The organism is Citrobacter sp. XT1-2-2 (assembly GCF_023516235.1).
Lineage (GTDB): Bacteria > Pseudomonadota > Gammaproteobacteria > Enterobacterales > Enterobacteriaceae > Citrobacter > Citrobacter werkmanii.
On the sequence record NZ_CP097324.1, the window covers coordinates 351773 to 366505 of the forward strand.

A 14733-nucleotide genomic window follows, 5' to 3' on the forward strand; every position below is an offset into this window, starting at 1 on the left:
CGACCTTAGTGGCAATCGCCAGTGGTACTGGAACAGCAGGAGCTAGCCGTTCTGTTGGTTGACAGCAGTGAGAGATCCACCCGGCTGCGGGCACGACGCAGCAGACCCAGCAACACGATGTTAAACAGAATGACGGCTAAGATGCAGACCAGACTGTAAGTCGGATGCGCTTTGTAGCTGACGGTCTGATAAAACAGCGTTGACAGTGAATAGGCGATGTTCAGGCCCCACAGGATGGAGAAGCCCATCCAGCCACGGCTGGATTCACGTGCGATAGCACCCATCACTGAAATGCACGGGACATACAGCAGCACGAAAATCAGGTAACTGTACGCGGCGGCGGCGCTGCCAAATTTCTCGCCCATCACGCCCATTGCGCCTGTAGCCATCTCGCCGTCGCCTTTGCTGGCTTCAATAGGGTTGGCCAGAACGCTCAGGCTGAAGGTGTCTTTCAGGCTTTGCCAGGTTTCATCCACCGCACTGAACAGCTCGTCACCGAGGTGGAAATCTGCCGGATTGAATTCTTCTTCCTGAATGTTTTCTGCGGTGTAAAGCGTGTTCAGCGTACCGACAACCACCTCTTTTGCCATCGCACCGGTGAACAGACCGACGGTTGCCTGCCAGTTATCTTCGTGGACGCCAATCGGCTTGAAGACTGGGGTGATGACGCGGCTGACGGAAGCCAGAGCAGAGTCGTTGATGTTATCGACGATTTTCCCGCTTAGCGAGAAGCTGTTAAAGGCGCTGAGGAAAATACTGACGATGATAATCACTTTACCGGCACGCAGCACGAAGCCTTTCAGACGTTGCCAGGTCTGAATAATCAGGCTCTTGATGTGCGGCACATGGTACACCGGCAGCTCCATGACGAACGGTGTTGCTTCGCCACGCATGATGGTGTGTTTGAGCATCAGGCCGGTCAGCACCGCCATGATGATACCCAGTACGTACAACGAGAAAACCGCCAGCGCGCCGTTCTGACCAAAGAAAGCCGCGGCAAAGACGGCGAAAATCGCCAGACGTGCGCCGCAGGACATAAACGGCGCCATCATGATGGTCATCAGACGTTCACGTGGCGCATCCAGCGTACGGGCGCCCATCACCGACGGTACGTTGCAGCCAAAGCCGACTATCAGCGGGACAAACGATTTGCCCGGCAGACCCAGTGCCTGCATCAGACGGTCCATCACAAACGCAGCGCGCGCCATGTAACCGGAGTCTTCAAGGAAAGAGAGGAACAAGTACATCATGCCGATTTGCGGCACCAACGGTAGCACGGTGTTAATCCCGCCGCCAAGACCTTGCGCCAGGAAGATAGTGAGCCAGTCCGGGAAGTGCAGCGTATAGCCAATCCATTGAATACCATGAATAAACAGCGCCACGGAACCCACATCGAATAACGGCTGCAGTGCGCCGCCAATATTAATGGCGAGCAGGAACATCAGGTACATCACGAACAGGAAAATCGGCAACCCGAGGAAGCGGTTAAGGACGATTTTATCCACCGCGGTGGTGAAACGGCTCGGCTCTGCCGTCAGGGTATTACTGACGGTATCGCAGATTGCGGCGATGCATTGGTAACGCGCATCGGCGATATGCAGCGCGGGATCATCCATTGTTTCACTCAGACGCGCAATGGCGGCATCGAGGTTTTGCGCGGCCTCACCGGCGTAGGCACGACTGTAGATATCGCCTTCCAGCATTTGCAGGCCCAGCCAGCGGCGTTGTTTTAGCGGCATATCTTTGGCCATCGCATCGGCGAGAGAATCCGCTTCCTGCAACAACGGCTGGGCATAATGCACCAGTTCGACGGTGTCGTTTTCCTTGTAGCGATCTATCGCCAGCTTCAACGCTTCAATGCCGCGGGCGCGGGTGGAGACCAGCGGAACCACCGGGCAGCCAAGACGGGCGGAGAGGGCGTCGATATCGATACGGATTTGCTGTTTCTCAGCAATATCCAGCATGTTCAGCGCGACGATACAGGGAATGCCCAGCTCAAGCAGTTGCAACGTCAGGTAGAGGTTGCGCTCAAGGTTTGAGGCATCGACCACGTTGATCAACAGATCCGCGTCGCCGCTTAAAATGTAGTGGCAGGCGATTTGCTCATCAAGAGAGGTCTGCGACGAGATTGTCGTCAGTGAATAGGTGCCGGGTAAGTCGACCAGCGTGACCTGATGGTCCGTCGTGGCGAAATGACCTTCTTTACGCTCAACGGTAACGCCAGCCCAGTTGCCTACACGCTGACGCGCGCCGGTGAGCTGGTTGAATAAAGTTGTCTTGCCGGAATTAGGATTACCAATTAAACCAATGGTTAGTTTTTTCATTTTTATAGACTCACTGTATTAACAGGACACCGCTTCCACTTCTAATAACGCCAAATCCTTTTTACGCAATACCAGACTTACGCGACGCGTTTCAATATGGATAGGATCGCCGAGCGGGGCGACGCGAACCACGTTGAAGGATGAGCCGGGTAGCATGCCAAGTGACAACAGTTTCTGACGATAAGCCGGGCTGATTTCACGGGCAAAACCGGTAATTTTCCACGCACTGTCAGGAGTGAATTGCATAGGGACCTACTTATATCTCGCTAACTGGGTGATTACCTCATGGGGCGACAGGGCGGCATGAGACCAGATGATTAGCCAACGTAAGGAAAGAGTAAATAATCAACAAACCAATGATAATGAGAATGGTTTCTATCATCAATAGAATAAGTGTGACGGAATGTACAATTAGATAATAATTTGAGCCAATTTTGATATTCCTCAATATTTATTCTGGTTGGGGACGAATGATTCGCGCTAGCAATTATTGAAATCCTTAATGTTTAATTAAGGTTTCATCTGTTAATGAAGTGATAAATATAATGAGGAAGAGAGAAGTTAATATAGTAAATATGCCGGATACGGTATTTACACCGCTATCCGGCACATGATCCAAACTTAGCGCTTTTTACCCATTGCCGCTGCCAGCGCATCCATCATCGCGCTGTTGCCCGCAGGCTGAGCGTCACGGCCACGAGGTTTCGCGGCTTTTGGGGCCGGGCGATTGCCCTGAGTACGATCGTTATTTCCACCACTGCGACGCGCGTTGGTTTCACCTGGCTGCTCATCCAGACGCATAGTCAGCGCGATACGCTTACGCTGCAGGTCTACTTCCAGCACTTTCACTTTCACAATGTCGCCCGCTTTCACCACGGTGTGGGGATCTTCGACGAACTTATTCGACAGTGAAGAGATATGCACCAGACCGTCCTGGTGTACGCCGATATCGACAAACGCGCCGAAGTTGGTGACGTTGGTGACGGCCCCTTCCAGAATCATCCCCGGTTGCAGATCGTTCATGGTTTCTACGCCATCAGCAAACTGTGCGGTTTTGAATTCAGGACGCGGGTCGCGACCCGGTTTTTCCAGCTCTTTGATGATGTCGGTGACGGTCGGTACCCCGAAGCGCTCGTCAGTAAAATCGGCGGCTTTCAGATTGCGCAGTTCGCTGCTGTTGCCCATCAGATCGCGCAGCGATTGCTCGGTGGCGGCCAGAATGCGTTCCACAATCGGATAGGCTTCCGGGTGAACGGTGGAGGCATCCAGCGGATTATCGCCGTGATTGATACGCAAGAAGCCCGCGCACTGTTCAAAGGCTTTAGGGCCCAGACGGCTGACTTTGAGCAGTTGCTGACGGTTCTGGAACTGGCCGTTCTCGTCACGCCAGGCCACGATGTTCTGCGCCATCATGCGCGTCAGGCCCGCCACGCGGGTCAGCAGCGGTACGGAGGCGGTGTTCAGATCCACGCCGACGGCGTTTACGCAGTCTTCCACTACCGCATCCAGCTTACGCGCCAGCTGCGTCTGGCTTACGTCGTGCTGATACTGGCCCACGCCGATAGATTTCGGATCGATTTTCACCAGCTCAGCCAGCGGATCCTGCAGACGACGGGCGATCGACACCGCCCCACGCAGCGAAACATCAAGGTCCGGGAACTCCAGCGCCGCCAGCTCAGAAGCGGAGTACACTGACGCGCCGGCTTCGCTGACGATTACTTTCTGCGCGGTGACTTGCGGGAACTGTTTCTGTACGTCGAGGAAGAAACGCTCGGTTTCGCGCGACGCCGTACCATTACCAATCGCCACCAGCTCAACGTTGTATTTTTCACACAACGCCGCAACGGCGACGGCGGCTTTGGCGGCCTGACCGGTATGTGGGTAAATGGTATCGGTAGCGACCAGTTTGCCGGTACCGTCAACCACAGCCACTTTTACCCCGGTACGCAGACCCGGATCGAGGCCCATTGTGGCGCGCAGTCCGGCTGGGGCGGCCATCAGCAGGTCATGCAGGTTGCGGGCAAAGACGTTAATCGCTTCATCTTCCGCACGTTCGCGCACGGTACCCATCAGCTCGGTTTCAAGGTGCATCAGCACTTTGATGCGCCACGTCCAGCTCACCACGCCTTTACGCCAGCTGTCGGCTGGTGCGTTATTCAGGCGCAGTCCCAGATGTTCCTGGATAATCTGCTCGCCGTGGCTCTCTTTTGGCGGCTCATCGAATTGCGGATCGGCATTCAATGAAAGCTGTAACATGCCTTCGTTACGACCACGGAACATGGCCAGCGCGCGGTGGGATGGCACGGTAGAAATCGGTTCGTGGTGGTCGAAGTAGTCACGGAACTTCGCCCCTTCCTCTTCTTTACCGCTGACCACGGTAGAAACCAAATGCGCGTTTTTCCACAGGTAATCACGAACTTTTGCCAGCAGCGCGGCGTCTTCTGCGAAACGCTCCATCAGAATGTAGCGCGCGCCGTCGAGAGCGGCTTTGGTGTCCGCCACGCCGTTTTCGGCGTTGAGGTATTTGGCGGCTTCCGTTTCCGGGTCGTGGGAGGGTTCGTTCCACAGCAGGTCAGCCAGCGGCTCCAGCCCGGCTTCAATGGCGATTTGCCCACGGGTGCGGCGCTTGGGTTTGTACGGCAGATAGAGATCTTCGAGTTCGGTCTTACTTAACGTACCGTTGATCGCATTCGCCAGATCGTCGGTCAGTTTGCCTTGCTCGCCGATAGATTTCAGGATCGCCTGACGGCGGTCTTCCAGTTCACGCAGATATCCCAGACGGGTCTCCAGATTACGCAATTGCGTATCGTCCAGACCGCCGGTGATTTCCTTACGATAACGTGCGATAAACGGCACGGTGTTCCCTTCATCAAGCAGGCGAACGGCAGCTTCTACCTGTTCAGCACGAGCCTGAATTTCACCTGCGATAATGCGGCAGAAAGAATCATTCATCATGGATAGCTTCGTCTATAGGATAAAAAATCAGGGGATAGTTATACGGATTGACTGGCAAAAATGCCAGTCATCTACGGGGGCTTCGGATTGTTCCGGTCTCACTTCACGTATTCGATCTCGTTTACGTACCAACTGGCTTCGCCGCCTGGGGTGTTTACTACCGCGAGATCGCCGACCTCTTTTTTCAGCAGCGCCCGCGCCATTGGCGAATCGATAGAGATGTAATCTTTACGGCCGAAGATCTCATCGTAGCCGACAATGCGGAATTTGCGGATGTCGCCATCGTCATTTTCAATCTCGACCCATGCGCCAAAGAAGACTTTGCCTTCCTGTTGCGGGGAGTAATCGACGATTTTCAGATTTTCCATGCACTTGGTCAAATAACGAACGCGGCGGTCGATTTCGCGCAGGCGCTTTTTATTATACTGGTAGTCGGCATTTTCGCTGCGGTCGCCCAGACTTGCGGCCCAGGTGACCTTTTTGGTGACTTCCGGGCGCTCTTCACGCCAGAGATAATTCAGTTCTTGTTTGAGTTTTTCATACCCTTCACGGGTTATCAGGGGCGTTTTCATCTTATTGTTTTACCTTCAACTCTGTGATGATGCGCACAATTAGTATTACGTGAGCATATCAACAGAATAAATAATGTATTGCGAGAAACATTGTATACTTAAGCTGCTGTTTAATATGCTTTGTAACAATTTAGCCTGGAATTCATACCAGAATTCGCTGGTGACTCACGTGAGCTTTCTTAAGAATATACACTTAATTGTTGCGAACCTTTGGGAGTAATAACAATGCAAGAGAACTATAAGATTCTGGTGGTCGATGACGACATGCGCTTACGTGCGCTTCTGGAACGTTATCTGACCGAGCAGGGCTTCCAGGTTCGAAGCGTCGCAAACGCTGAGCAGATGGATCGTCTGCTGACCCGTGAGTCCTTCCACCTGATGGTGCTGGATTTAATGCTGCCGGGTGAAGACGGCCTGTCTATTTGCCGTCGCCTGCGCAGCCAAAGCAACCCGATGCCGATCATTATGGTGACCGCGAAGGGTGAAGAGGTTGATCGTATCGTAGGGCTGGAAATCGGCGCTGACGATTACATTCCGAAACCGTTTAACCCGCGTGAACTGCTGGCGCGTATTCGTGCCGTACTGCGTCGCCAGGCGAACGAACTACCGGGCGCACCTTCTCAGGAAGAAGCGGTTATTGCCTTTGGTAAGTTCAAACTGAATCTCGGTACGCGTGAAATGTTCCGCGAAGATGAACCGATGCCGCTCACCAGCGGGGAATTTGCGGTACTGAAAGCGCTGGTAAGCCACCCGCGTGAGCCGCTGTCTCGCGACAAGCTGATGAACCTGGCTCGTGGTCGTGAATACTCGGCGATGGAACGTTCCATCGACGTACAGATTTCTCGTCTGCGCCGTATGGTGGAAGAAGATCCGGCGCATCCGCGTTATATCCAGACCGTATGGGGCCTGGGCTACGTTTTTGTTCCGGACGGTTCTAAAGCATGAGGCGAATGCGCTTCTCGCCACGAAGTTCGTTTGCCCGCACATTATTGCTCATCGTCACCTTGCTGTTTGCCAGCCTGGTGACGACTTACCTGGTCGTGCTGAACTTCGCGATTTTGCCGAGCCTCCAGCAGTTTAATAAGGTCCTGGCTTACGAAGTTCGTATGCTGATGACCGATAAACTGCAACTGGAGGACGGTACGCAACTGGTGGTGCCGCCCGCGTTCCGCCGGGAAATTTATCGTGAGTTGGGTATTTCCCTCTATTCCAACGAGGCCGCTGAAGAGGCCGGACTGCGTTGGGCGCAACACTATGAATTCTTAAGCCATCAGATGGCGCAGCAGCTGGGTGGCCCGACCGAAGTCCGCGTTGAGGTCAACAAAAGCTCGCCGGTCGTGTGGCTGAAAACCTGGCTGTCGCCCAATATCTGGGTACGTGTGCCGCTGACTGAAATCCATCAGGGTGATTTTTCGCCGCTGTTCCGCTATACGTTGGCGATCATGCTGCTGGCCATCGGCGGCGCATGGCTGTTTATTCGTATTCAGAACCGACCGCTGGTGGATCTTGAACATGCGGCGTTGCAGGTGGGGAAAGGTATTATTCCGCCGCCGTTGCGTGAGTATGGCGCTTCTGAGGTGCGTTCCGTTACCCGTGCCTTTAACCATATGGCGGCAGGCGTGAAGCAACTGGCCGATGACCGTACGCTGCTGATGGCGGGGGGAGTCACGATCTACGTACTCCACTGACGCGTATCCGTCTGGCGACGGAAATGATGGGCGAGGAAGACGGTTATCTCGCAGAGTCCATCAATAAGGACATCGAAGAGTGTAACGCTATTATCGAGCAGTTTATCGATTACCTGCGTACCGGTCAGGAGATGCCGATGGAGATGGCGGATCTGAACTCGGTGTTAGGCGAAGTGGTCGCGGCGGAAAGCGGCTATGAGCGGGAAATTGAGACTGCGCTGCTGCCGGGCAACATTCAGGTGAAGATGCATCCGCTGTCGATCAAGCGTGCGGTTGCCAATATGGTGGTTAATGCCGCCCGCTATGGTAACGGTTGGATTAAGGTCAGTAGCGGTATGGAGCCGCATCGCGCCTGGTTCCAGGTGGAAGATGATAGTCCGGGCATCAAGCCGGAACAGCGTAAACATCTGTTCCAGCCGTTTGTCCGCGGCGACAGCGCGCGTAGTACCAGCGGTACGGGCCTGGGGCTGGCGATTGTGCAGCGTATTATCGATAACCATAACGGTATGCTGGAAATTGGCACCAGCGAGCGGGGTGGGTTGTCGATTCGCGCCTGGCTTCCGGTTCCCTTTACTCGTGCGCAGGGCACCACGAAAGACGCATAAGAAAGGGAGGCGAAATGCCTCCCTTTTTGTTGTTGTAGGCCGGATAAGGCGAAACCGCCATCCGGCAACGTTAATTACAGCTTCGGCCCGGCGCTAACCAGTGCTTCACCTGCTGGGGTATCGGTGTACTTCTCGAAATTCTCGATAAACAGTTTCGCCAGTGCGTTGGCTTTTTCCTGCCACTGCTCCGGTGACGCGTAGGTATTACGCGGATCGAGAATGCGAGTATCCACGCCCGGCAGTTCGGTTGGAATAGCCAGGTCGAACATCGGCAGACGGAATGTTTCTGCGTCGTCCAGTGAACCGTTCAGAATGGCGTCGATAATCGCGCGGGTATCTTTGATGGAGATACGCTTACCGGTACCGTTCCAGCCGGTGTTAACCAGATACGCTTGCGCACCTGCCGCCTGCATACGTTTCACCAGCACCTCAGCGTACTGCGTTGGGTGCAGCGTCAGGAATGCTGCGCCAAAGCAGGCAGAGAAGGTTGGGGTAGGTTCAGTGACGCCACGTTCGGTACCGGCCAGTTTGGCAGTGAAGCCAGACAGGAAGTGGTACTGCGTTTGATCTGCCGTCAGGCGAGACACCGGTGGCAGCACGCCAAACGCGTCGGCGGTCAGGAAGATCACTTTGGTGGCATGACCCGCTTTTGACACCGGCTTAACGATATTCTCGATGTGATAAATCGGGTAGGAAACTCGGGTGTTTTCGGTTTTGGAACCGTCGTCGAAGTCGATAGAACCATCTTCGCGCACGGTGACGTTTTCCAGCAGCGCGTCACGACGGATCGCGTTGTAGATCTCCGGCTCGGCATCTTTAGACAGCTTGATGGTCTTAGCGTAGCAACCGCCTTCGAAGTTAAACACGCCATCATCATCCCAACCGTGTTCATCATCACCGATCAGGCGGCGTTTAGGATCGGTGGACAGCGTGGTTTTACCGGTGCCGGACAAGCCAAAGAAGACCGCCACATCACCTTTTTCCCCGACGTTTGCCGAGCAGTGCATGGAGGCGATGCCCTTCAGCGGCAGCAGGTAGTTCATGACGGAGAACATACCTTTTTTCATCTCGCCGCCGTACCAGGTACCACCAATCAACTGAATACGTTCAGTCAGGTTGAATGCCACGAAGTTTTCTGAGTTCAGACCCTGCTCTTTCCATTGCGGGTTGGTGCATTTAGCGCCGTTCATCACGATAAAATCAGGTTTAAAATCAACCAGTTCTTCGTCGCTTGGGCGGATGAACATGTTTTTGACAAAATGCGCCTGCCAGGCAACTTCGGTAATGAAGCGCACGGAAAGACGGGTATCGGCGTTTGCGCCACAGAAAGCATCAATAATAAACAGGCGCTTGCCGGAAAGTTGCTGGGTGACTAACCCTTTCAGATGTTGCCAGGTTTCCGGGGAAAGCGGTTTGTTGTCGTTCTTACCCTTACCTTTGTCGGACCACCACAGCGTATCACGCGTCGTGTCGTCACGGACAATGTACTTATCCTTTGGCGAACGTCCGGTAAAGATACCGGTATCAACTGCAACGGCGCCCAGATTCGTCAATACGCCACGCTCATAACCTTGAAGGGAAGGATCAAGTTCTTCCTGGAAAAGCGTGTCGTAGTCTGGATTGTAAACGATATCCTGAACGTCATTGATACCATAAGCCTTGAGATCTTGCGGGGTTAAACTGTTGTTCACACGCATTTCACTGCTCCTTAGCCAATATGTATTACCTGGAATAGTAAGGTTTTTTTGGGATTGCTAACCGCGACAAGGCTCATAGATTTACGCATCGGGCAAAATCACAGGTGACCGAATGCGCTGCGACTCCTGTCACAAAGAGGCAGATATTATGGCAGGAAACCCTTTTTTGTTGTGGAAAATGTTCTTAAAACGTTAATGGAGAGTGTTTTTGGCGGGAATCTTGTGAGTGTAATCGCATTCATGTAAGAAAAATACGTAACTCATACATAAACAATATCGATTCACTTCCCGTCGTCATGGTTCGAAAAAGTTCAGTCAATATTCAAAATTGTGAAGTTGATGCGATATGAGGCTTTCTGTTGATGCTGAATGACGACATGGTTAGTGTTGAACGTTCACAAACTACTCGCTGGGGCATGGAATCTATTGGCCTGCGGCAGGCGGTAGCGAATCAGTCACTGGATTCAGCGCCCAGAATGTGGCGTGTTATCGTGATTCTTGGCGAACGGCTAAAGAGGCATTATTACGCTGAGTAAGCGGGAGTTAGCCCGGCAGAGGACACTACCGGGCTGATAAACTTAATGGACCTGTGGGTCTGCCGGGGAAGCGTTGCTGCGGATCTCGGCAATATCCATTGCGTTAAACAGATAGTGGCTACCGCAGTAATCGCAGTGCATATCGATCTCGCCTTCTTCCGCCAGAATGCTGTCCACTTCTTCGTCCGGCAGCGTTTTCAGTGCGCCTGCGCAGCGTTCGCGTGAACAGGTGCATTTGAACTCAACGTCCTGCGGATCGTAGAGGGTAACTTCTTCTTCGTGGTACAAACGCCACAGTACTTCGTTGGCTGGCAGCGTCAACAGCTCTTCAGTTTTGATGGTTTCGGTCAGGGCGGTCAGGTGATCAAAATCATCTGCCTGCGCGTTTTGCGCCGGCATCACCTGCAGCAGCATTCCGCCAGCTGCGGGTTTGCCATCGACGTCGCCAGTTCGGATAAACAGACGTGTCGGCAGCTGTTCAGAACGCATGAAGTAATCTTCCAGACAGGCGGCCAGCGTGTCGCCTTCCAGACCGACCACACCCTGATAACGCTCGCCTTCTTCCGGCGTAATGGTAATCACCAGGTAGCCGTTGCCTACCAGCGTTTTCAGATCCGCGCCTTCAGGAATATCACCCTGCATGCGGGCCACGCCGCGCATCTGCTGATTGTTGTTGCCGTTGATGACGGCCAGGCTCAGCGGACCATCGCCCTGCAACTGTACGGTGATATCACCAGCAAACTTCAGCGTAGCGGTAAGCAGGCTGGTGGCGACCAGCAGTTCAGCCAGCACGTTTTTAACCGGCTGCGGGTAAGTATGGTTTTCGAGGATCTGTTGCAGGGTTTCCGAAACGGTCACCAGCTCGCCGCGCACGGCAAAGTTTTCAAACAGATAACGATGTAATTGGTCATGTTGCGGCATAATCATCTCTCTTGCAGGTGACAGTCACTCGCTGTCGCCGTGTTTAAATCGTAACAGGTCGCGGCGTTCTTTCTTGTCCGGTCGTCTGTCCGGGTGCGGCATGGTTAACGCGTTAAGTTTACGCGCCAGCGCCATTTTTTCGCGTTTTTCTACGCTTTCCGCGGTTTCTTCATACAGCGTAACGGCTTCCGTGGCCGGGCGACGCTGCTCGGTAATGGCCTTGATAATGACCGTCCGCTCGTCATTTCCCAGGCGCAGGGTGAGGGTGGCGTTCAGCTCGACAATCTTACTCGGCTTACTACGTTGGCCGTTGTAATGCACCTTACCGCCTTCAACCATTTCACGGGCCAGCGCACGCGTTTTATAAAAGCGCGCAGCCCATAGCCATTTATCCAACCTGACTTCAGCAGAGGGCTTTTCTTTCATGGCGTCTCCTTCACATCAGTGAGGGGATCAGTCGGCGGTAGTCATTCAATGACGGATGGCGTGCGTACTGTTTTTCCGCAATACCTGAGTCGGGATTGGTTACGCCGAGGCAGTAACGAATGCCGAACAGAGCAGCGGCGTCGAGAATGGGTTCGCTATCGTCAATAAACAGCGTCTTATCTGCACTCATTCCCGTTTCTTCAGCCACAGCGTGCCATAACCGCTGATCCTCTTTGGGATAACCAAATGTGTGGGTGGAAAGTAATAAATCAAGGTGCGAGGCCAGGCCGGTATGCTCCAGCTTCACCGCGAGGTTATGCGGATGCGCGTTGGTGAGCAAAATACGGCGCTTGCCGCTGGCTTTTAAGGCATCAAGAAACGGTACGGTATCTTCACGCAAAACAGCGCGTGGTCCCTGTGCCGTTGTCATAGCGCAAATATCCAGATCCAGGCGCTCACTCCAGTAATCCAGGCAGTACCAGTTTAGCGTATGCTGCACGGCATGATACTGCTGGCGAATATAGTCCTGGGCTTCCTGGGGAGAGATACCCTGCTTTGCGCCATAGGTTTCCGGCACCAGTTTTTGCCAGAAATAGTTATCGAATGCCAGATCGAGCAGCGTGCCGTCCATATCTAACAACACGGTGTCGACATCCTGCCAGGCAATATTGATATGCATGGAACCCCCCCAGAAGAAAACATGATGCGCGACAGGGTAGCATATCCTGGCGCGCGAGCGTGTTATCGAATCAGGCTTTCCGGGTCGTCAATCAGCGTTGGGTTGAGGCAACTTTCGTAATAGCTTTGAATTTCTGCGATGCGCGAGCGATGGCGCTGGTAGCGTCTGAATGCCTGAACGCTGTTATAGATAGCGCATCCGAGCATGGAGAGCATCAGCAGCGTCGTGCCAAGGTAGCGCCATAATCCTGAACGATCCGGGATTCGGTGCAGGCCAATGTGCTGGGTACCGTTGGCGTCGGTAGAGATATTGGTGACGATCCCCTCCGCGCGAAATGGTGTTTGCATTAGCATCTGGGCCAGACGCTGGAAGGCGTTCCACTGTTCTTGCGGCGGGTAGTCATACAGAGAGGTCGACGGCCAGGGCTGATCGACCAGATCGCTGCCCTCGTCGCTGATAATCAGAAAACCGCCGGGGGCAGGGCTATTTAGCGCCTGGGCCGCTCGCGCCGTCTCGCGTGAAATAAACGGCGCCGTAGAGGTATTGACCAGATTATCCAGCGACTCGGCGCTTACCGGACGCAGCAGCACATTTACGCCATCCAGTTTTCCGGCGTTAGCGCGTTTCACTAGGGCGGCCCAGTCTTTACTGTTACCGAGGTTAACCAGCGCATTTTTTAAGCGCACGCATTCATCTTTGGCTGCGCACAGATCGGCTGTTTTCAGGACAATTTCACCAAAATCATCCAGTAACACCATGCCGGACTTTTGGATTGCCGAACGTAATGACGCGCTGACGCGGGAATCATCATCTGGTTTGGGGTGCAACTGGCGGCTTACGGCCTGCGTGAGCGCGGTGGCTTTGTTCACCAGATCGGATTCAGGAAGCGGTAGCGCGCGCGCGTCATTCCAGATAATTTGCGTGCAATCAAAAGGCATGAACGGCGTGGCGGGCTGTGTATTCCAGCTCCCCTGGGTATGAATGTTACACATACCTGTGCCGCTCAGGTGTAGTGTGTCCCCCACGCGGACGCCCGCGTTCTCAAGCTGTTTCACGCTAGTGGCTTCGATAGTCTGTGCGCCTTTCATCCAGGAAAGGGTGAATTTTATCGGCATATCCAACGGGATCCAGAACAGCAGCATCAGCAGCACTAACAGCGAACCGCCAGCGATAACGGCATTGCGTAGCCAGTGTTGCAACGGGAAATTTTTAACCTCGTCGTGCAGGGATAAAAAACGCCCCTGGCGTACAACGTGGCGATCGAGATAAATATCGATATCCGTTTGCTGACCAAGATCCTGCGCAATGTAAGGCTGCCAGTGAGGGGGATAGATCAGATCAATAATACCCAGAGAAATATTGTTAATTTGCTCCTGGTCGTTCTCGCCAAACAAGCCCCAGCGACGCGGCGTCCCGCGCAGACAATGAATTTCTCGCAGGGCGGTTTTAGATGGCGGAGCGAACAGCCCCCACAGACCTGCACCGAGCAACAGCACCGCGCCACCGACTGTCCACGGAACAAACGTATCCGGGATGATTAAACATAAAAAGAACAGCAGGAATGATGCGGCGATCAGTAACGCTTCGCGTAATCCAGAAGGGCGGCTGAGCGCATATTCTTCATGAGTTTCCTGACGAATATTCAGCAGTTCGATTTGTTCGCTTTCTTCACCGCGAATGGACGCCTGGGTAGAGGCGGTATGCTGTAACGCATAGCCACGCGCTTCCTGCATATATTCCTGCAGGGTGTGGCCGTTTAGCGAAATAACCAGCGGTAACGTATTGGTGTGAATCAACTCAACGCTGTTTTCGTCATTGATGTATTGTTCCCAAAAAGGCGGCAAATGCACCTCAACGGAATCAAGATAATAGCGCCATTTGTTAGGATCGTCGGTGGTAATACCGTAACGTGTAATCGCGTGCGTAAGCACAATAACGCTGTTACTTTGGGCATTCAGTGTTAACGATACTGGCGCAGAACTGGCACCAGTTGGACCAGGTACTTGCTGAATTTGACTCAGGTTTTCGAGATAGTTTTCGACAGCGCTGCGTTCTTCAGGCGTAAGCTTACGCTTAGAGGCGTCTGAAAAGACGTTGCTCAAAGGTAAATTTTTCCGTCTGGATTTCGTTCTGAGTCGCCACCCTGCAAGCAATGAGCAGGCCAGCAAAGCAGCTAAAAAAATCAGAATGGTGCTCATGCTTTCCCCATCTTACTTAGTCTGTCAGGCGTGGTCAGTCGCACCCTGTTCAATATTCGTGATTCTTTAGTTGGCTATCGGCAAGTGTGGAGTTGAACTTGAGCATCTTAAAGCGCAGCCCAGTAAATGCGA

At 53.5% G+C, this 14733-nt stretch carries 10 protein-coding genes and 1 pseudogene; 2 read left to right on the forward strand and 9 right to left on the reverse strand.

The features are described from left to right. Nucleotides 1-5: 5 nt before the first annotated feature. The 4 genes from feoB to greB form a co-directional block, all read right to left on the reverse strand. Complete coding sequence (feoB, locus tag M4I31_RS01630; RefSeq protein ID WP_038634892.1) at nucleotides 6-2324, reverse strand: Fe(2+) transporter permease subunit FeoB; 2319 nt, start codon at nucleotides 2322-2324, stop codon at nucleotides 6-8. An 18-nt stretch (nucleotides 2325-2342) separates the two neighbouring features. After that, nucleotides 2343-2570, reverse strand: coding sequence for a ferrous iron transporter A (gene feoA / locus M4I31_RS01635; RefSeq protein WP_003023519.1), 228 nt, complete (start codon nucleotides 2568-2570; stop codon nucleotides 2343-2345). Between the two features lie 375 nt (nucleotides 2571-2945). Then, nucleotides 2946-5279: a Tex family protein gene (locus tag M4I31_RS01640; RefSeq protein ID WP_085049010.1), complete on the reverse strand. Its 2334-nt coding sequence runs from the start codon at nucleotides 5277-5279 to the stop codon at nucleotides 2946-2948. Between the two features lie 98 nt (nucleotides 5280-5377). Next, nucleotides 5378-5851, reverse strand: coding sequence for a transcription elongation factor GreB (gene greB / locus M4I31_RS01645; protein WP_003023524.1), 474 nt, complete (start codon nucleotides 5849-5851; stop codon nucleotides 5378-5380). A gap of 225 nt (nucleotides 5852-6076) precedes the next feature. Here greB and ompR point away from each other — a divergent pair, with 225 nt between their 5' ends. Beyond that, nucleotides 6077-6796, forward strand: a complete 720-nt coding sequence (gene ompR, locus M4I31_RS01650; RefSeq protein ID WP_001157751.1) for a two-component system response regulator OmpR — start codon at nucleotides 6077-6079, stop codon at nucleotides 6794-6796. After that, a pseudogene (gene envZ, locus M4I31_RS01655) lies at nucleotides 6793-8144 on the forward strand (two-component system sensor histidine kinase EnvZ). The gene ompR and the pseudogene envZ overlap by 4 nt, the downstream one beginning before the upstream one ends. Nucleotides 8145-8218: 74 nt before the next feature. Here the strand turns inward: envZ and pckA are convergent. The 5 genes from pckA to igaA all read right to left on the reverse strand — a co-directional run bounded on the left by pckA (nucleotide 8219) and on the right by igaA (nucleotide 14601). Beyond that, on the reverse strand, nucleotides 8219-9841 hold the full coding sequence (gene pckA, locus M4I31_RS01660) for a phosphoenolpyruvate carboxykinase (ATP) (protein ID WP_038634881.1): 1623 nt from the start codon (nucleotides 9839-9841) through the stop codon (nucleotides 8219-8221). A 578-nt stretch (nucleotides 9842-10419) separates the two neighbouring features. After that, a complete protein-coding gene (hslO, locus tag M4I31_RS01665; RefSeq protein ID WP_016157640.1) occupies nucleotides 10420-11298 on the reverse strand; it encodes an Hsp33 family molecular chaperone HslO in 879 nt (292 codons plus the stop codon). Between the two features lie 24 nt (nucleotides 11299-11322). Next, nucleotides 11323-11724: a ribosome-associated heat shock protein Hsp15 gene (gene hslR, locus M4I31_RS01670; protein ID WP_250856850.1), complete on the reverse strand. Its 402-nt coding sequence runs from the start codon at nucleotides 11722-11724 to the stop codon at nucleotides 11323-11325. Between the two features lie 10 nt (nucleotides 11725-11734). Beyond that, nucleotides 11735-12403 carry a GMP/IMP nucleotidase gene (yrfG, locus tag M4I31_RS01675; protein ID WP_085049009.1) on the reverse strand — a complete coding sequence of 223 codons (669 nt, stop codon included), beginning with the start codon at nucleotides 12401-12403 and terminating at the stop codon, nucleotides 11735-11737. 62 nt (nucleotides 12404-12465) lie between these two features. Then, nucleotides 12466-14601, reverse strand: coding sequence for an intracellular growth attenuator protein IgaA (gene igaA, locus M4I31_RS01680; protein ID WP_085049008.1), 2136 nt, complete (start codon nucleotides 14599-14601; stop codon nucleotides 12466-12468). Nucleotides 14602-14733: the final 132 nt, after the last annotated feature.